Below are 16,505 nucleotides of genomic sequence, written 5' to 3'. Positions count from 1 at the left end.
CGGCGCGGCTCCAGAATCTCGGTCTGGCAGTTTACAGCGTAGGCCGCGTCCATCGTCCAGCCGATGCATTTTTCATATCGGCTTCACCGCTCCCCGACAGGCGCCTTCGCACAATGCCGGCACCCACCGCGGCCTTGGTCGACGCCGCACTGCCATCGGAGTGACGCATGCCCCCAGCAACGCCCTGCACAACCCGGCCCTGCTGGCCCGCCCCGAACGCCGCCGCTCACGTACCGCGCTCGGCGCCGCCATCGGCCTGCTCCTGGTACTGGCTGGGGCCAGCACCTGGCTAGCGACGAGGACGCACATCGTGAACCTTGGCAACGAGCAACAACTGAGTGACAGCGGCCTGCTGCAGGACTGGAAGGAAGGCGCGGTGATCGTGATGATCCGCCATGCCGAGCGCTGTGACAGCGCCCCTGGCCCCTGCCTGGACGATGCGACCGGCATAACCGTGGCCGGCAACCAGGCGGCGCAGCGGGTCGGCCACGGCTTGCGGCAGCTGGGGCTGACCGGAGCCGATGTGCTCAGCAGCCCGAAGCTGCGTACCCGCCAGACCGCGCATTTCATCCTTGGCCAGGCCGTGTCCAGCGAAGACTGGCTGGAGCGCTGCGACCGTCCTTTCCCCGCCGAGGCCATGGCCCGCAAGCGGCCCGGGCATAACCTGGTACTGGTGACCCACAATGGTTGCATCGATCACTTCGCCCGCCAGCAGCATGTGCCGGGCGGCGAGCGTGAGAGCGGCTACGCCAGTGCGCTGTTCGTGTCGGTGGATGGCAATGGCAAGGCACGGATTCTTGGGCGGATGAACGAGCCGGACTGGCAAAGGGTGCTGGCATCGGCAGGCCAATGAGCGCCACAAGATAACCTCAGCTCCGTGGGAGCGGGCTTGCCCCGCGATTGCGTTGGCGCCGGCGCCACCAATACTGGCAAGATCGGTGTTCGCCCCCAACGCGCCGACACCATGCCCCTGCCGCTGATCTACCACGACGACTACAGCCCCGAATTCCCGCCGGACCATCGCTTCCCGATGGACAAGTTCCGCCTGCTGCGCGATCACCTGGTAGACAGCGGCCTGACCACCGACACCGCCCTGCTGCGCCCTGAAATCTGCCCCACCGACATCCTCGCCCTGGCCCATGACCGTGCCTATATCGAGCGCTACATGAACGGCGAACTGTCCCGCGAGGACCAACGCCGCCTGGGCCTGCCCTGGAGCGAAGCCTTGGCCAGGCGCACCGTGCGCGCCGTGGGCGGTTCGCTGTTGGCCGCCGAGCAAGCGCTGCAGCATGGCATCGCCTGCCACCTGGCCGGCGGCACCCATCATGCCCACTACGACCACCCGGCCGGCTTCTGCATCTTCAACGACCTGGCGGTGATCAGCCGCTACCTGCTGGAGGCCGGACGCGTACACCGGGTGCTGATATTCGACTGCGACGTGCATCAGGGCGACGGCACCGCGCGCATTCTCCACGACACGCCGGAGGCGATCACCGTATCGCTGCACTGCGAGCAGAACTTCCCGGCGCGCAAGGCCCAGAGCGACTGGGACATCCCCCTGCCGCGCGGCATGCACGACAGCGCCTACCTCAAAGTGGTCGAGGATGCGCTGAACTACCTGCTGCCGTTGTACCAGCCAGACCTTGTGCTGTACGACGCTGGCGTCGATGTGCACAAGGACGACGCCCTGGGCTACCTGCAACTGACCGACGCAGGCCTCGCTGCCCGCGACGAGCATGTGCTGCGCCAGTGCCTGGGCCGCGACATCCCGGTGGTAGGGGTGATCGGTGGCGGCTACAGCAAGGACCGCCAGGCCCTGGCCCGGCGCCACGGCATCCTCCACCACAGCGCGGCGCGGGTGCTCGGTTGTGCACAATGACTGTGGAACCGCCTGTGGATAACCTGCGGGAAAGCCGCTCCAGCCCTTTAACTGCCTGAGCTGCAAAGAGTTGGTTGTTTTTTGAGCAGTGCCGCGAGCCGTCCCGCTGGGGTAGAATGCGCGCTCTTTTCCACAGCCTGCCGCCCGCCATGAACGATCCTCGCCCCGCCTCCTGCCCCCTTGTCGCCGTGATCGGTGGCGGCCCTGCTGGCCTGATGGCCGCCGAAGCCCTGGCCAGGCGCGGGATGGCGGTTGAAGTGTTCGACGCCATGCCTTCGGTGGGCCGCAAGTTCCTGCTGGCCGGTGTCGGTGGCATGAACATCACCCATTCCGAGCCCTACCCGGCCTTCGTAGGCCGCTACGGTAAACGCCACGGCGAGATCGACACGCTGCTGCGCGACTTCGACGCCGATGCCCTGCGCCAGTGGATTCACGGCCTGGGTATCGAAACCTTCGTCGGCACCTCGGGCCGCGTATTTCCCCGCGACATGAAGGCCGCGCCGCTGCTGCGGGCCTGGCTCAAGCGCCTGCGCGAGGCCGGGGTGGTTATCCACACCCGCCACCGTTGGCTGGGCTGGACCGACGCTGGTGCCTTGCGGATCAGTTATCCACAGGGCGAACGACAAGTGCAGACAGACGCCGTGGTACTGGCGCTGGGTGGCGGTAGTTGGGCGCGCCTGGGTTCGGACGGCGCCTGGGTGTCGCTGCTGGCTGAACGGGGTGTGGATATCTCAGCGCTGCAACCGAGCAACTGCGGCTTCGAAGTCGAAGGCTGGAGCACGCTGCTCAAGGACAAGTTCGCCGGTGCCCCGCTGAAGAACATTGCCTTGAGCGTCCCTGGCGCCGCGCCGCGCAAGGGCGAGTTCATCCTCACCGCCCAGGGAGTGGAAGGCAGCCTGGTGTATGCCTGGTCGGCGGCGCTGCGCGAGGCGATCAACCGCGACGGTCGGGCGACCCTGCTGCTGGACCTGCTGCCGGACCGGCCTGTAGACAAGATTGCCCAGGCCCTGGCCAGGCCGCGTGGATCGCGCTCGATGGCCAAGCATCTGCACGGTCAGCTGGGCATCGACGGGGTGAAAGCGGCGTTGCTGCGCGAACTGACCGACCAGGCGACCTTTGCCGACCCCGCCTGCCTGGCAGCGGCGATCAAGGCGCTGCCGATCGTGCTGGTGCGGACCCGGCCGCTGGACGAGGCGATCAGCAGTGCCGGCGGGGTGCGGTTCGAAGGGTTGGACGACGGACTGATGGTGCGCAACCTGCCCGGGGTGTTCTGCGCGGGGGAGATGCTGGATTGGGAAGCCCCGACGGGTGGGTACCTGCTAACGGCGTGCTTCGCTAGTGGGTTGCGGGCGGGAAATGCGGCAGCTAATTGGCTCACGCGCCTGACCTGAAGAATGCCGGGGCTGCTAGGCAGCCCCGAGGATCTCAAGGCTTGGGCTTGCGCGGCTTGCCACCGAACGCCGGTACCTTGCGCACCGCCTTGACCGCCGGCGCAGCAGCCCCCGCTCCCTCGCTGTCCATCCAGCGCCCCAGGCCTCGCTTGGCGCTGTTCTCCTTCGGCTTCTTGGGCTTCTTCGGTTTCTTCAGCACCTGGCCACTGGCATCGGTCACCGGCACCCGGTGATCGGGGATGAAATCCGGCTCCTCGTGCCGTGGCAACACCTGGCGGATCAGGGTCTCGATCGCGGCCAGCAATTGCACCTCGTCGGCACACACCAGCGAAATCGCCTCGCCCTTGTTCCCTGCGCGGCCGGTACGGCCGATGCGGTGCACGTAGTCTTCGGCGACGATTGGCAGGTCGAGGTTGACCACCAGCGGCAAGTCGTCGATGTCCAGGCCGCGAGCGGCCACATCGGTGGCCACCAATACCTGGATCTCACGGGCCTTGAAGCTGTCCAGGGCGCGCTGGCGAGTGGCCTGCGGACGGTCGCCATGGATGCCGTCGGCGTTCACGCCCTCGGCCAACAGACGCTCGACCAGTTGATCGACACCGTTGCGAGTCTTGGCGAATACCAGCACCTGCTTCCAGCGCTGCTTGCGCATCAGGTGGATGAACAGGTCGGCCTTGCGCTTTTTATCCACAGGCACCAGCCACTGCTTGACCGTGCTCGCGGCGGCGTTGCGCGGGCTCACTTCGATGCTCAGCGGATCGTTCAGCGCCAGGCCCGCGAGCAGACGGATCTGCTCGGAGAAGGTGGCGGAGAACAGCAGCGTCTGGCGCTTGCGCGGCAATGCCGCGTACACCGACTGCAGTTCTTCGGCAAAACCCAGGTCGAGCATGCGGTCGGCTTCGTCGAGCACCAGGGTCTGCACCTGGTTGAACTTCACCGCGTTTTGGCGGAAGAGGTCGAGCAAGCGGCCTGGGGTCGCCACCAACAGGTCGACACCACGACGCAGGCGCATCATCTGCGGGTTGATGCTGACCCCGCCATACACCGCGTAGGTGCTCAGCGGCAGGTTCTCGGCGTACTCGCGCACGTTGTTGTGCACCTGCTCGGCCAGCTCGCGGGTCGGTACCAGCACCAGCGCACGGATCGAGTTGCTGGCGACCTTCTCCCCTTCCAGGGCCAGGCGCTGCAGCACCGGCAAGGCGAAGCCGGCGGTCTTGCCGGTGCCGGTCTGGGCGGCGGCCATCAGGTCGCGACCGGCGAGCACGGCGGGGATGGCCTTGGCCTGGACCGGGGTGGGCGTGGTGTAGTCCAGCGTCTGCAAAGTGCGCAGCAGCGGTTCGATCAGGCCGAGTTGGGCGAAATTCATGGCAATACCGTCAGGGGGTTCAGCGAAGGCGGCAAGTTTACCGCAACGCCCTGCCCTACTTGCACATTTCGCCTTTCAGCGGCACCGGCTGCTGCGGCGCCTTGCGCCATTGCGGCAGGCCGATCAGCACCACCGCGCCAATGATCACCGCCATGGCCACGCACTCCTCGGCGCCGATCTGCTCGCCGGCGAAAACGATCCCCAACAGCACCGCCACCGCCGGGTTGACGTAGGCGTAGCTGGTGGCCGCTGCCGGGCGCACGTGCTTGAGCAGGTACATGTAGGAACTGAACGCCAGGATCGAGCCGAAGAACACCAGATAGGCCAGCGCCCCCCAACCGGCGGCCGTGGGCATTTGGGTCAGCCGCTCGCCGCTCACGGCGCTGCCGATCAGCAAGGCGGCGCCGCCCACGAGCATTTCCGCGGCACTGGCCATGGCGCCCTGGGGCAGCGGCAGGCTCTTGCTCCACACCGAGCCGAAGGCCCAGGCCGCTGCGGCGAAAAGGATCAGCGCCGCGCCCATGGGGCTGGCCTGCAGGTTCGAGCCCAGGTTGAGCATGCCGATGCCGACGAGTCCAAGGGCGATCCCCGCCCATTCCAGGCGCGAGTTGCGATGGCCGAAGAACAGCCCGAACACCAGGGTGAACAGCGGCACCGTGGCTACCGCCAGCGCCGCCACGCCCGAGGCGACCCCGGCATGCTCGGCCAGGGTCACACCACCGTTGCCGCAACTGAGCAGGAGAAAGCCGATGGCGCCGGCCGCGCGCCACTGCGGCCAGGTCGGCGCTGGCGCGCCGCGCCAGCGCAGGAAGCCATACAGCAGGCTGCCGGCAATCACGAAACGCACGCCGGCCATCAGCATCGGCGGCCAGGACTCCACGCCGATACGAATGAACAGGTAGGTCGAGCCCCACACCAGGTACAAGGCAAGGAAGGCTCCGATGAGCAACAGCGGGAAGCGGCGGGCGGTGGACATGGCAGGGCTCGAAATCCGTTTACGGGTGGATTAGTTTAGAAAGGCCCTCGCGCAAACTTAAGTTACAAAACACGTTTAAAACACCGAAACACTTTGCAATGCACGGTTATGCAGACGCTTCACCGTCGATTGCAAGGTCACCTGGAATCGCCATGGACAAGTACGATCGCATGCTTCTCGCCGCGCTGCTGGAAAACGGCCGGGCCACCTACGCGCAGCTGGCGCGCCAGGTCAATCTCTCCGCCCCGGCGGTGGCCGAGCGGGTGGCCAAGCTGGAGGCCAGCGGTGTTATCAGCGGCTACACGGCCAAGGTCGACCTGGAAAAAATCGGCCTGCCGATCCAGTGCGTGATGGAACTGCGCCTGGCCAGCCATGGCAACCAGCAAGCCTACGAGGCCTTGGAGAAGATCCCTGAACTTACCGAGTGCCACCGGGTGACCGGTGACCCGTGCGTGATCATGCAAGCGGCCGTCACGTCCATGGGCGAGTTGGAGGCGCTGATCAACCGCGTGTCGCAGCTGGGCTTCACCAAGACCTCGATCATCCTGTCCAGCGCGGTGGCGCGAAGGGTGCCGCTGGGGCATCTGGGGGGTAATGGCAAAAAAACCTGAGCGTGGGTTCAGTGACGCAGCAGCAGCCTGCCCTCGATCGGCACGTAGCGGCTTGCGGCGCGGATTACCGACAACGCCGTCAACCCCGGCACGCCGTACACGACGGTTTCCACGCCATGGCGTTGCATCGCCCGCTCCAGCAGCAGGTCGAAATCACCGTCGCCGGAGGCCAGCACTACCTGGTCAACTCGTGCCGCCGCCTCGATCACATCGAGGGTGATGCCCACGTCCCAGTCACCCTTGGCCGAACCGTCGGCACGTTGGATGAACGGCTTTAGGCGCACCTCGAAACCGAGGTTGCGCAGGATCTGCTGGAACTGTTGCTGCTTGCTGTCGCCGCGGTCGATGGCATAGGCCACCGCTTCGACGATCTGGCCCTCGCGGCTAACGTCGGCCCACAGCGCGGCGTAGTTGAAATGGCAGCCATGGCCTTGGCGAACCGTGTAGTAGAGGTTCTGTACATCGGCGAACAGCGCGATTTTCTTCACCGGGAGCCTCTCTCTGGCAGTGGCAGGCAATCGCGGGGCGAGCCCGCTCCCACGCTTCGACAGGAGCGAGCTTGCCCCGCGATCAGACGCTGCAGTATGCCAGAGCCCTCAGACGTAGTCGTCGTCCGAGAAGAAGCCGCCATCATCGCCGCCGCTGTAGTCGGTATCGGCGAACCCGCCCTGGTCATTGCCCCAGCCACCGTTGTCGGCCACCTGGCGCTGACTGTCCTGATCGTTCCAGCCGCCAGCGTCGCTGGCCGGCGCCGGCTCTTCCTTGATCACCTCGACGATTTCTTCAGGCTGCGAGTTGTGGTTGAACAGGCTGCTGATACCTTGAGCCAGCAGCACACCACCAGCCACCCCCGCAGCAGTCTGCATTGCCCCGCCGAGGAAGCTGCTGGCACCGCTGCGCGCCGGAGCAGGCGCCGCACCGAAACCCTGTTGTGGTGGTGGCGGGGTATAAGCCTGCGGCGCCGGCTCACGCCAACCCCCTGTGGAAGTCGAAGCCGGAGCAACCGGCCGCTGCGGCTCCGGGTTGCGCGCTCCCGCGCCGAAGATGCTGGAAAGAAAACCGCCGCCGCTGCCACTGGGGCGGCTTGCCTCCAGTTGCGCCCGCGCTTGCTTGAGCTCGGCCTCGAGCTGCTTGTTCTGCTCGTCCAGGCGCTTGATCGCCGCTTCCTGCACCAGGATCGCCTGAGCCATGTAGTAAGGCGCCGCCGGCTGCTGGCGCAGGTGCTCCTCGATGCGTGCCTGGGCCTGGGCATCGCGCGGCTGGGCCGGGTCTTCGGCTTGCTTGAGACGGCCGAACAGGCCATCGATCAGGGTTTGTTCTTCAGTGTTCATCGGGGCAACCTCGTGCGCTGAACAGGGCATCGGACAGCGTCAAAGATGGGGGGCCGGGCGCGGCGATTCAATTGCGCTGGCCATGAAACTTTTTTCAGCAAGCGGGCGGTCTGGGCTAAAGTTACGCCCTGCTTTTTCCGTCATGCGATGTTGACCGATGAATCCGTTGAGCGTTCTGCGCGACTCCCTGTACTTCTTCCGCCGTCACCTGACGGGCATCCTCCAGCTGTGCCTGCCGTTGGTGGTACTCGAGGCCCTCAGCACCCAGCTGCTCTACAACCAGCTGGGCGAACAGGCCTCGCCGGCCTACGGCATGCTGGTCAGCCTGCTGTTCTATCCGCTGTACAGCGCCGCGCTGATCCTCTACCTCGACACCCGCAGCAATGGCCAGGCCATCGCCAAGCGCGACCTGTTCGCCCGCGCCCTGCAGCTGTGGCCGATGTTGGCCCTGCTGATCGTGATCAGCTCGCTGCTGATCATGGCGGGCCTGGCGCTGTTCATCTTCCCCGGCGTGTGGATCATGGTGAACCTGGTGTTCGCCGAGTACCTGCTGGTGCTGCGCGGCCTGCCGGTGATCGAGGCGATGCGCACCAGCGCGCGCATGACCACCGGGCACTTCCTGCGCATCATGGTGTGCATGCTCTCGGTACTGGCGCCGCTGTGGCTGATCGACGGCCTGCTGCTGCAGCTGTTCCCCGAGCCACAGGCCGGCGTGCAACTGGCGCTGGACAGCCTCAGCGGCTTCCTGCAGCTGTTCAGCACCGTGGTGCTGTACAGGTTGTTCATGCTACTGGAGAGTGAGGCGGGCGCAGCCACCTGATCGCGCGCGCTCAGGCTTTCCTCGGCTTGGCCCGCGCCGTAGCCTCGGCCACCAGCGGGTCTTCCGGCCAGTAGTGCTTGGGATAGCGCCCTTTCAGGTCCTTCTTCACCTCGGCGTAGGTGGTGCGCCAGAAGTTGGCCAGGTCCTGGGTCACTTGCACAGGCCGACGTGCTGGCGACAACAGGTGCAGCTTGACCTGCTGCCGCCCATTGGCGATGCGTGGAGTGTCGGCCAGGCCAAACAGCTCCTGCAGGCGCACGGCCAGGATCGGTGGTTGCTCGCTGTAGTCCAGGCGGATGCTTGAGCCCGAAGGCACGGCCAGGTGCGACGGTGCGAGCTCGTCCAGGCGCTGGGGCAGCGGCCAGGGCAGCAGGTTGCGCAGGATCGAGGCCAGATCCAGGTTGGAAAAATGGCTCAGCCGCGACACCTTGCCGAGGTAGGGTTGCAACCAGTCTTCCAGGCTGGCCAGCAAGGCATCGTCACCCAGGTCAGGCCATTCGCTGTGGTTGTCCTTTTCCAGGTCGAGCTGGCGCAGCAGCACGACACGGGCCTGCCACTGGCGCAGTTCCGGGGTCCAGGTCAGCAGGTTCAAGCCTTTGCGCCGTACCAGGCCGAGCAACGCCTTGGCCCGCGCCTCGTCGTCCAGCCCAGGCAACGGTTCACGGCTGAGCACCAGCTCGCCGACCTTGCGCTGGCGCTCGGCGCGCAACACCTGCTCGCGTTCGTCCCAGTCGAGCAGGTCGAGCTGCTCCACCTGCTCGGCCAACACTCCGTCGAACAGCGACGGGTCGAACTCGGCAGCCAGGTAGATGCGCTCCTCGCGTTGCCCCTGACGGCTGCCCAGGTCGGCGATCACCAGCCACGGGCTTTTCATCAGCACATCGGCTTCGGCGAACAATGCCGCGCGGCCATTGGCCAGGCGATACTCGGCGCCGCCGTCGCGACGTTGTTGCGCCACCCGGTCAGGGTAGGCCAGCGCCAGCACCGCGCCCAACCAGCGAGGATGATCGGGGTCGGCGACCGGGCTGCGCGGTTTGCCACGTAGCTGACCACGATACTGACGAGCCAGTTGCCGGGCGCGCTGCACGCCGCCCTGCCCACCCCGGGAGGCGCGGCTTTCACCGCTGAGCAAAGCCAACCGGCTATGCAGGTCGGCACCGCCGCCGCGCATGATGTCGCGCTCGCCCAACAACGCGGCGACATCGCACGCCAGGTCGGCCAACCCAAGATCCTGGCCGCGCAGCAGCAGGTGGGCGATACGCGGATGCGCAGGCAGCTCGGCCATGGCCTGACCATGGGCGCTCAGGTTGTCGCGACAACCCGGCTTGAAGGCGCCGAGCCGGGCCAGCAGGTCCTGAGCTTGCGCGAAGGCGGCCGCTGGCGGTTGGTCAAGCCAGCTAAGCTGCTCCGGCGGCACACCCCAGCGCGCCAACTGCAGGGCCAGCCCGGCCAGGTCGGCCTGGAGGATTTCGGCGCTGCCGTGGGCCGCCAGTTGGTCATGTTGCGCCTCGGACCACAGCCGATAGCACACGCCAGACTCGAGGCGCCCGGCACGCCCGGCGCGCTGGGTAGCGCTGGCGCGGGAGATGCGCTGGGTGTCCAGGCGGGTCATGCCGCTGCCGGGGTCGAAGCGCGGCACCCGCGCCAGCCCGGCGTCGATCACCACGCGCACACCGTCGATGGTCAGGCTGGTCTCCGCGATATTGGTGGCCAGCACCACCTTGCGCTGGCCCTTGGGCGCCGGCTCGATGGCGGCGCGCTGGGCATTCAGCTCAAGCTCACCGTGCAGCGGGCAGAGCAGGATCTCCGGACGCTCGCCCACAGCCTCCTGCAGAGCCTGGTGCACGCGGCGGATCTCGGCCTGTCCGGGGAGGAACACCAACAGGCTGCCGGATTCATCGGCCAGGGCCTGGAGCACGCAGTCGACCACGCGCGGCTCGACGAACTCGCCAGGCTGGAACGGCCGGCCCCAGCGGATATCCACCGGGTGCATGCGCCCCTGGCTGCTGATGATCGGTGCATCGTCGAGCAGGCGCGACAGGCGCTCGCCCTCCAAGGTTGCCGACATCAGCAGGACCTTCAGCGGCGGCTGGTCACGCAGCAACGCCCGGCCGTTGAGGCTCAGGGCCAGGGCCAGGTCGGCATCCAGGCTGCGCTCGTGGAACTCGTCGAAGATCACCAGGCCCACGCCTTCAAGCGCAGGATCGCTTTGCAGGCGGCGGGTGAGGATGCCTTCAGTGACCACTTCGATACGCGTGTTCGGGCCGACCTTGCTGTCCAGGCGGATGCGATAGCCCACGGTCTCGCCGACCTTCTCGCCCAGTTCACTGGCCAGGCGTTCGGCGGCGGCGCGGGCGGCCAGGCGCCGCGGCTCGAGCATGAGGATGGTCTGCCCGGCCAGCCAGTGCTCGTCGAGCAGCGCCAGCGGTACGCGGGTGGTCTTGCCGGCGCCGGGGGGCGCCTCGAGCACCGCTTCGTCACGTTCGGCCAGGGCTTGGCGCAGGTCGGACAATACGGCATCGATCGGTAATGAAATCATGGTGGTCCTCGAACAATCGTCCGAGTATAACGGCGAACCGAGGCTGCCCTATCATGGTCTTAACCTCAGGCGCCGGCGATTGCCGCGCCCTTGATCGTCGTTACCTTCCGGAGATTCACATGCGCATCCCTTCCCGCGTCATCGGTGGCGCCCTCATCGCCACCCTGCTGACCCAGCTGACGGCCTGCGGCACCCTGTTCTACCCTGACCGTCGCGGCCAGATCGAAGGCAAGATCGACCCTGTGGTCGCGGCCATGGACGCCATTGGTATTCTCTTCTACGTGCTCCCCGGCCTGATCGCCTTCGGCATCGACTTCGCCACTGGCGCCATCTACTACCCCGGCGGCAAGAGCGCGCAGATCGACCCGGCCAAGCTCAAGCCGGCGGTCAATGCCGACGGCCAGGTCGACAGGACCAAGCTGCAGGCTATCCTGGAGAGCGAACTGGGCCAGCGCCTGCCATTGAACGACCCACGGCTGATCCAGCACCGTGGCAGTGTCGAGCAACTGGCCAGCTACGGCCTGGTGCCTGCCGCCTGATCTGACCACGGACGATCCTCTGCGCATGACCGCCACCGCCGAACACCAACGCTTGCTGCGCCTGGCCACCCGCGCCTCGCTGAGCGTCGCCTGCATCCTGGTGCTGAGCAAGGCCGTGGCCTGGTGGCTGAGCGGCTCGGTCAGCCTGCTGGCCGGGCTGACCGACTCGGCGCTGGATGCCGCCGCCTCCTTTCTCAACCTGCTGGCCGTTCACTACGCCTTGCGCCCCGCCGACGACGACCACCGTTTCGGCCATGGCAAGGCCGAAGCCCTGGCCGGCATGGCCCAAGCACTGTTCATCGGGGTCAGCGCGGTGCTGATCGGGGTCCAGGCGGTTGATCGGCTGACGTCGCCGGAGCCTTTGGGCGACACTGCCGCCGGCATCGTGGTGATGCTGCTGTCGCTGGTACTGACCCTCGCATTGCTGGCATTTCAGCGCAAAGTCATCCGCGCGACCGGCTCCACGGCCGTGCGCGCCGACTCGCTGCACTACCGATCCGACCTGCTGCTCAACGCCAGCATCCTCCTGGCGCTGCTGCTGGCCCGCTTCGGTTGGCCACAGCTCGATGCTCTGTTCGGCCTGGGCATCGCCCTGTACATCCTGTGGAGCGCGCTGCAGATCGCCCGCGAGAGCACGGCGATCCTGATGGACAAGGAACTGCCTGCCGATGTCGGCGAGCGCATGCTCGAAGTGGTGCTGGCGATTCCCGGGGTGAAGGGGGTGCATGACCTGCGCACGCGGGTGTCCGGCAGCCAGTGGTTCGTGCAGCTACATCTCGAGTTGCCCGGCGAAATGCCGCTGCACGCCGCCCATGAGTTGTGCGTGCAGGCTTCGCAGGTCATTCGCCAGCGCTATCCGCGGGCCGATGTGATGGTTCACGCCGACCCGGTGTAGCCCGCGCTCGCAATTGCCTTGTCAATTGACGCTGTAGCCGCGCCCACTCAGGCACGCCCCCAATGCCCGCCTATAGTTGCCCGCCACATTGGCCGGAGGCGCATAGGTCGCCGTCGCCGGATCGAACCCCGACTGACTCACCGCCCAGCGGTGGCACTGGTATCGGTCCTGCTCCTGCTGCTCCGGCCCCTGGCCGTACATCGGGTAGGCGATCACATCATAGCCATTGCCCTGCTGCTGCGGTGCAGGCGCAACGCTGGGCGGGTTGACCACCACATACTCGCGGCTGTCGGCCTGGTACTGGTAGTACGTGTCGGCCACCAGGAAGAACAACGCACCGCTCAACCACACCTCGCGGGCATAGGGCGGCAGATAGCCGACCCGCACACCGTAAGGCGGCGTGACCACCACGTAGCCGCCGCCATGCGGCCGGTACCAATAACCGCCGGAGTAGAAGTAGTCCTGTCCACGATAAGGCACCTTCCAGTAGCGGTCCGGGAAGCGATCGACAGTGTGCCCGGGGTGATACTGCGGCCCTGGCCCCCAGCCATTGCCATGACCATCAGGCCGTCCCGACCAATTGCCGCCCGGGCGCTGACCCGGACCACCCGCCTCCCAGTGACGGTTGTCACCGTAACGCCGGGGAATGTCCTGGTAGTAGCCCTGGCGCGGCGGTTGCGTCTGGCGCACTTCGTCCCGTGAATTGAGCGGCGATCCGCGCCGTTCACCACCGCCCTGCTCCTGTTGGCCGCCATGACTGTCATGCCCGTCTCCGGGACCCTCGGCCAGGGCGCCCAGGCTGATGCCCAGGCCCAGCAAACCAACACCTGCCAACCGCCAGATGCGCGAACTCATGTTGTTCCTCTCGATGAAAACGCCCGCTTGTACCGTTCGCAGTCTACTCCGGGGACCACGACCGGCAGATGAAACAGCGCACAGCCTAGTGCGGTGTTTCACAAATGACGACTCTGATTCGCGGCACAATAAAAAAGGGAGGCCTTGCGGCCTCCCTTCGGGAATTGTCGTCCGTGCTCGGCGCTTGTGGCACCGGCTCACCTCGCGCCGTCTTCTGGACAGTGCGTAGCCCGGGGGCCTGGCGGATCCTGTTGGATGGCTGGCCGCGACCGCCCGCCTAGGGCGCGTCGCCGTGGACTGATGTCCGGGCAGTGATTCTGGTGATAAAGATAGGGCAGACGCTGGGGCAGAGGATTGCGAAGATTGCTCTGATAAATACCGCTTGCGCAATTTTTCACTCAGGATCGATAATTCGCCGCAATCCGAACAGAAAAGGTCCTTTCCATGAGCAAGCTCGACCGCTACGACCTGAGCATCCTCGCCGAATTGCAGCGCGATGCGCGCATCTCCAACCAGGAACTGGCCGAACGCATCGGCTTGTCGCCGTCCCCCTGCTCGCGCCGGGTCAAGCAGCTCGAGGACGACGGCTACATCTCGCGCCAGGTGGCCCTGCTGGATCGCAAGAAACTCGGCCTGAGCCTGACAGCCTATGTGCTGATCGGCATGGACCGGCACACCCCGGAACGCTTCGAAACCTTCGAGGCGGCGATCCGCAGCCTGCCCCAGGTCCTCGAATGCAGCCTGGTCACCGGGATGGACGCCGACTACCAGCTCAAGGTGGTGGTGCCGGACATGGACCATTACCAGAAACTGCTGCTGGGCAGCCTGACCCGTATCGAAGGAGTGACCAGCGTGCGCTCGAGCTTCGTGCTCAACCAGGTGCTGGCCAGCACCGAGCTGCCATTGACCCACCTGCGTTGAATCCCTGCGCGCCCGGCGTATGATCGGGCTTTGCGCTTGCCTGGAGTAAACCGATGGATCCCGCCGTATTCGAAGAGTGGATGATGATCATCCTCGTCACCGTGCTGATCGCCTTCATGGGCTTCATCGTCTGGGACCTGGCGAAGAAGTCCAAGGCGGGGCGCTTTGGCACGCTGATCCTGTTCTTTGTGCTGGGCCTTGGCGTGCTGGCGTTCATCATCAAGAGCGTGGTCGTGGGGTTTCTGGAAGGGGTCTGACGACCCCAACGCCGGGGCGGCGACTACAGCTTCGCCGCCACTTCCCGCCATCGCCCCTGCTCCAACCCTTCGATCGTCCAGTCACCGATACGCACCCGTACCAGACGCAAGGTCGGCAGCCCCACCGCCGCCGTCATCCGCCGCACCTGGCGATTACGGCCTTCACGGATCACCAGCTCCAGCCAGGCAGTCGGCACGCTCTTGCGAAAACGTACCGGCGGATTGCGCGGCCACAACTCGGGCTCCTCGAGCAGACGTGCCTGCGCCGGCAGCGTGGGCCCGTCGTTGAGTTCGACGCCCTCGCGCAGGCGCAGTAGCTGCTCCTCGCTCGGCTCGCCCTCTACCTGCACCCAGTAGGTCTTGGCCAGCTTGTGCCTGGGGTCGGCGATCCGCGCCTGCAGGCGCCCGTCGTTGGTCAGCAGCAGCAGGCCTTCGCTGTCGCGGTCCAGGCGCCCGGCCGGGTAGATGCCGGGGATGTCGATGAAATCCTTGAGCGTGGCGCGCCCCTCGCCGTCGCTGAACTGGGTGAGCACATCGAACGGTTTGTTGAACAGGATCAGGCGCGGCTCGGCCGGCGGCGCCTTGGGCTGGCGACGCGGGCCGGTGGTTCGCGCCGCAGGGCGGCGCGGGGTGCTACGGGGTGGCAGGGGCATGGATCCTCAGCGGAACGGCGGCTCATCGAAGCTGCGCAGTTTACGCGAGTGCAGCGAGTTGAGCTCGGTGCGCAGCAGGTCGAGGGCGGCGATGCCGATCTTCAGATGCTGGCTGACCGCGCGGTTGTAGAAGGCGTTGGCCGACCCCGGTAGCTTGATTTCGCTGTGCAGCGGCTTGTCGGAAACGCACAGCAAGGTGCCGTAGGGGACACGCAGGCGGTAACCCTGGGCCGCGATGGTGCCACTTTCCATGTCCACCGCCACGGCACGGGACAGGTTGATCAACGGGCGCTCCTGTGCCCAGCGCAGCTCCCAGTTGCGGTCGTCGTAGGTGAGCACGGTGCCGGTGCGCAGGCGCTTCTTGAGCTGCTCGCCACGTTCGCCGGTGACCTGCGCGGCCGCTTCCTGCAACGCCAGCTGCACCTCGGCCAGGGCCGGGATCGGGATGTTCGGCGGCACGACCCGGTCGAGGATGCCGTCGCGGCGCATGTAGGCATGCGCCAGCACGTAGTCGCCGATGGTCTGCGACTGGCGCAGGCCGCCGCAGTGGCCGATCATCAGCCAGCAGTGCGGACGCAGCACCGCCAGGTGGTCGGTGATGTTCTTGGCATTGGACGGGCCGACGCCGATGTTGACCAGGGTCACGCCATCGCCGTCGGCGGCGATCAGGTGGTAGGCCGGCATCTGGTAGCGGTGCCAGACCACGCTGGCGACCAGGGCCTGGGCCTCGCCGTTGTCCATGCCCTTCTCGATGACCACGTTGCCCGGCAGGACCATGCGCACGAAGCGTGGGTCCTCGCGCAGTTGCTCAAGGCCATGGGCGATGAACTGGTCGACGTAGCGATGGTAGTTGGTCAGCAGGATCCATGGCTGCATGTGCCGCCAGTCGCTGCCGGTGTAGTGCACCAGGCGGCGCAGGGAGAAGTCCACGCGGGCGGCGTCGAACAGCGCCAGCGGCAGGGTTTCGGCGCTTTCCCAGTCGTATAGGCCATCGGCGGTGTTGTCGGTGGCCGCCGACAGGTCGGTACTGGGGAACACCCGCGCCAGTTGCGCCGCGGTGATGCCGCTGCCCGCCAGCTCATCGCCCTGGTCAACCACGTAAGGGTAAGGAATGTTCTGTTCGCTGACACCGACTTCCACCGTCACGGTGTAGTCGTGCATCAACGGGCGCAGCTGTTCGAGCAGATAACCACGAAACGCCGCAGGTTGGGTGACAGTGACGCTGTATGTGCCATCCACCTGGACCTTGGCGTAGGCACGCGTGGTCGCGGCGACTTCACCCTGGCTGGAATAGATGAGGCGCAGGGCCGGGTAGCGAAACAGCGCGCGTTCTTCGTCACCGGGCTCGGTGCGGTCTTTCAGGTAGCGCTTGAGGGCCTGGCTCAGGGCACCGGTGGCCTGTTCATGCAAGGCCGCCAGACGGTCGACGGCCTGTTCGGGGGTATCAACGACTACAAACGCTTGGCTCACGC

General features: G+C 66.4%; 17 protein-coding genes. 9 read left to right on the top strand and 8 right to left on the bottom strand.

Features of this window, described 5'->3' with window-relative positions:
* Positions 1-160: 160 nt before the first annotated feature.
* The 3 genes from pmrG (at position 161) to ACZ9C1_RS21805 (ending at position 3,270) form a co-directional block, all read left to right on the top strand.
* Positions 161-853: a lipopolysaccharide core heptose(II)-phosphate phosphatase PmrG gene (pmrG, locus tag ACZ9C1_RS21815; protein ID WP_476254362.1), complete on the top strand. Its 693-nt coding sequence runs from the start codon at positions 161-163 to the stop codon at positions 851-853.
* Between the two features lie 111 nt (positions 854-964).
* Positions 965-1,879, top strand: a complete 915-nt coding sequence (locus ACZ9C1_RS21810; protein ID WP_277505537.1) for a histone deacetylase family protein — start codon at positions 965-967, stop codon at positions 1,877-1,879.
* Positions 1,880-2,028: 149 nt separating this feature from the next.
* A complete protein-coding gene (locus ACZ9C1_RS21805; RefSeq protein WP_277502684.1) occupies positions 2,029-3,270 on the top strand; it encodes a TIGR03862 family flavoprotein in 1,242 nt (413 codons plus the stop codon).
* 34 nt (positions 3,271-3,304) lie between these two features.
* On the opposite strand, the gene ACZ9C1_RS21800 is transcribed toward ACZ9C1_RS21805, so the two are convergent.
* Positions 3,305-4,636: an RNA helicase RhlE1 gene (locus ACZ9C1_RS21800; RefSeq protein WP_102684159.1), complete on the bottom strand. Its 1,332-nt coding sequence runs from the start codon at positions 4,634-4,636 to the stop codon at positions 3,305-3,307.
* Positions 4,637-4,691: 55 nt separating this feature from the next.
* Positions 4,692-5,612 (bottom strand): drug/metabolite exporter YedA, encoded by a 921-nt coding sequence (yedA, locus tag ACZ9C1_RS21795; RefSeq protein WP_102684160.1) that lies wholly within the window; start codon positions 5,610-5,612, stop codon positions 4,692-4,694.
* A gap of 152 nt (positions 5,613-5,764) precedes the next feature.
* On the opposite strand from yedA, the gene ACZ9C1_RS21790 reads away from it, so the two are divergent.
* Positions 5,765-6,223, top strand: a complete 459-nt coding sequence (locus ACZ9C1_RS21790; RefSeq protein WP_023631363.1) for an Lrp/AsnC family transcriptional regulator — start codon at positions 5,765-5,767, stop codon at positions 6,221-6,223.
* 8 nt (positions 6,224-6,231) lie between these two features.
* Here the strand turns inward: ACZ9C1_RS21790 and ACZ9C1_RS21785 are convergent, their stop codons facing one another.
* Positions 6,232-6,711, bottom strand: coding sequence for an NYN domain-containing protein (locus tag ACZ9C1_RS21785; RefSeq protein ID WP_023631362.1), 480 nt, complete (start codon positions 6,709-6,711; stop codon positions 6,232-6,234).
* Between the two features lie 108 nt (positions 6,712-6,819).
* Entirely contained in the window at positions 6,820-7,554 is a 735-nt protein-coding gene (locus ACZ9C1_RS21780; RefSeq protein WP_110703162.1) for a DUF2076 domain-containing protein, read from the bottom strand.
* A gap of 157 nt (positions 7,555-7,711) precedes the next feature.
* Here ACZ9C1_RS21780 and ACZ9C1_RS21775 point away from each other — a divergent pair, with 157 nt between their 5' ends.
* Positions 7,712-8,374 carry a YciC family protein gene (locus ACZ9C1_RS21775; RefSeq protein WP_476254361.1) on the top strand — a complete coding sequence of 221 codons (663 nt, stop codon included), beginning with the start codon at positions 7,712-7,714 and terminating at the stop codon, positions 8,372-8,374.
* Positions 8,375-8,384: 10 nt separating this feature from the next.
* Here the strand turns inward: ACZ9C1_RS21775 and hrpB are convergent, their stop codons facing one another.
* Positions 8,385-10,913, bottom strand: coding sequence for an ATP-dependent helicase HrpB (gene hrpB / locus ACZ9C1_RS21770; protein WP_476254360.1), 2,529 nt, complete (start codon positions 10,911-10,913; stop codon positions 8,385-8,387).
* Positions 10,914-11,032: 119 nt separating this feature from the next.
* Here hrpB and ACZ9C1_RS21765 point away from each other — a divergent pair, with 119 nt between their 5' ends.
* Together ACZ9C1_RS21765 and ACZ9C1_RS21760 are read left to right on the top strand one after the other, a co-directional pair.
* Entirely contained in the window at positions 11,033-11,452 is a 420-nt protein-coding gene (locus ACZ9C1_RS21765; RefSeq protein ID WP_102684164.1) for a polyribonucleotide nucleotidyltransferase, read from the top strand.
* Positions 11,453-11,477: 25 nt separating this feature from the next.
* Positions 11,478-12,347 carry a cation diffusion facilitator family transporter gene (locus tag ACZ9C1_RS21760; RefSeq protein WP_102684165.1) on the top strand — a complete coding sequence of 290 codons (870 nt, stop codon included), beginning with the start codon at positions 11,478-11,480 and terminating at the stop codon, positions 12,345-12,347.
* A 21-nt stretch (positions 12,348-12,368) separates the two neighbouring features.
* Here ACZ9C1_RS21760 and ACZ9C1_RS21755 read toward each other — a convergent pair whose 3' ends face one another.
* Positions 12,369-13,202, bottom strand: a complete 834-nt coding sequence (locus tag ACZ9C1_RS21755) for a DUF6515 family protein (protein WP_277502671.1) — start codon at positions 13,200-13,202, stop codon at positions 12,369-12,371.
* A 444-nt stretch (positions 13,203-13,646) separates the two neighbouring features.
* Between ACZ9C1_RS21755 and ACZ9C1_RS21750 the strand changes: the two genes are divergently transcribed.
* A complete protein-coding gene (locus ACZ9C1_RS21750; RefSeq protein ID WP_011535815.1) occupies positions 13,647-14,123 on the top strand; it encodes an Lrp/AsnC family transcriptional regulator in 477 nt (158 codons plus the stop codon).
* A 53-nt stretch (positions 14,124-14,176) separates the two neighbouring features.
* Positions 14,177-14,380, top strand: a complete 204-nt coding sequence (locus ACZ9C1_RS21745; protein WP_023631482.1) for a DUF2788 domain-containing protein — start codon at positions 14,177-14,179, stop codon at positions 14,378-14,380.
* A 23-nt stretch (positions 14,381-14,403) separates the two neighbouring features.
* Here the strand turns inward: ACZ9C1_RS21745 and ACZ9C1_RS21740 are convergent, their stop codons facing one another.
* Together ACZ9C1_RS21740 and amn are read right to left on the bottom strand one after the other, a co-directional pair.
* Positions 14,404-15,033 carry a pseudouridine synthase gene (locus tag ACZ9C1_RS21740; protein ID WP_277502668.1) on the bottom strand — a complete coding sequence of 210 codons (630 nt, stop codon included), beginning with the start codon at positions 15,031-15,033 and terminating at the stop codon, positions 14,404-14,406.
* A 6-nt stretch (positions 15,034-15,039) separates the two neighbouring features.
* Positions 15,040-16,503, bottom strand: coding sequence for an AMP nucleosidase (gene amn / locus ACZ9C1_RS21735; protein WP_023632409.1), 1,464 nt, complete (start codon positions 16,501-16,503; stop codon positions 15,040-15,042).
* Between the last annotated feature and the right edge of the window lie 2 nt (positions 16,504-16,505).

This window comes from Pseudomonas sp. TE21435 (assembly GCF_056279265.1).
This window is presented reverse-complemented; position numbering and strand designations above follow the sequence as displayed.

Coding starts and splice junctions, on each gene's coding strand:
- ACZ9C1_RS21810 (WP_277505537.1), top strand. CDS start 965: ATGCCCCTGCCGCTGATCTACCACGACGACTACAGCCCCGAATTCCCG.
- ACZ9C1_RS21805 (WP_277502684.1), top strand. CDS start 2,029: ATGAACGATCCTCGCCCCGCCTCCTGCCCCCTTGTCGCCGTGATCGGT.
- ACZ9C1_RS21800 (WP_102684159.1), bottom strand. CDS start 4,636: ATGAATTTCGCCCAACTCGGCCTGATCGAACCGCTGCTGCGCACTTTG.
- yedA (WP_102684160.1), bottom strand. CDS start 5,612: ATGTCCACCGCCCGCCGCTTCCCGCTGTTGCTCATCGGAGCCTTCCTT.
- ACZ9C1_RS21790 (WP_023631363.1), top strand. CDS start 5,765: ATGGACAAGTACGATCGCATGCTTCTCGCCGCGCTGCTGGAAAACGGC.
- ACZ9C1_RS21780 (WP_110703162.1), bottom strand. CDS start 7,554: ATGAACACTGAAGAACAAACCCTGATCGATGGCCTGTTCGGCCGTCTC.
- ACZ9C1_RS21775 (WP_476254361.1), top strand. CDS start 7,712: ATGAATCCGTTGAGCGTTCTGCGCGACTCCCTGTACTTCTTCCGCCGT.
- hrpB (WP_476254360.1), bottom strand. CDS start 10,913: ATGATTTCATTACCGATCGATGCCGTATTGTCCGACCTGCGCCAAGCC.
- ACZ9C1_RS21765 (WP_102684164.1), top strand. CDS start 11,033: ATGCGCATCCCTTCCCGCGTCATCGGTGGCGCCCTCATCGCCACCCTG.
- ACZ9C1_RS21760 (WP_102684165.1), top strand. CDS start 11,478: ATGACCGCCACCGCCGAACACCAACGCTTGCTGCGCCTGGCCACCCGC.
- ACZ9C1_RS21755 (WP_277502671.1), bottom strand. CDS start 13,202: ATGAGTTCGCGCATCTGGCGGTTGGCAGGTGTTGGTTTGCTGGGCCTG.
- ACZ9C1_RS21750 (WP_011535815.1), top strand. CDS start 13,647: ATGAGCAAGCTCGACCGCTACGACCTGAGCATCCTCGCCGAATTGCAG.
- ACZ9C1_RS21745 (WP_023631482.1), top strand. CDS start 14,177: ATGGATCCCGCCGTATTCGAAGAGTGGATGATGATCATCCTCGTCACC.
- ACZ9C1_RS21740 (WP_277502668.1), bottom strand. CDS start 15,033: ATGCCCCTGCCACCCCGTAGCACCCCGCGCCGCCCTGCGGCGCGAACC.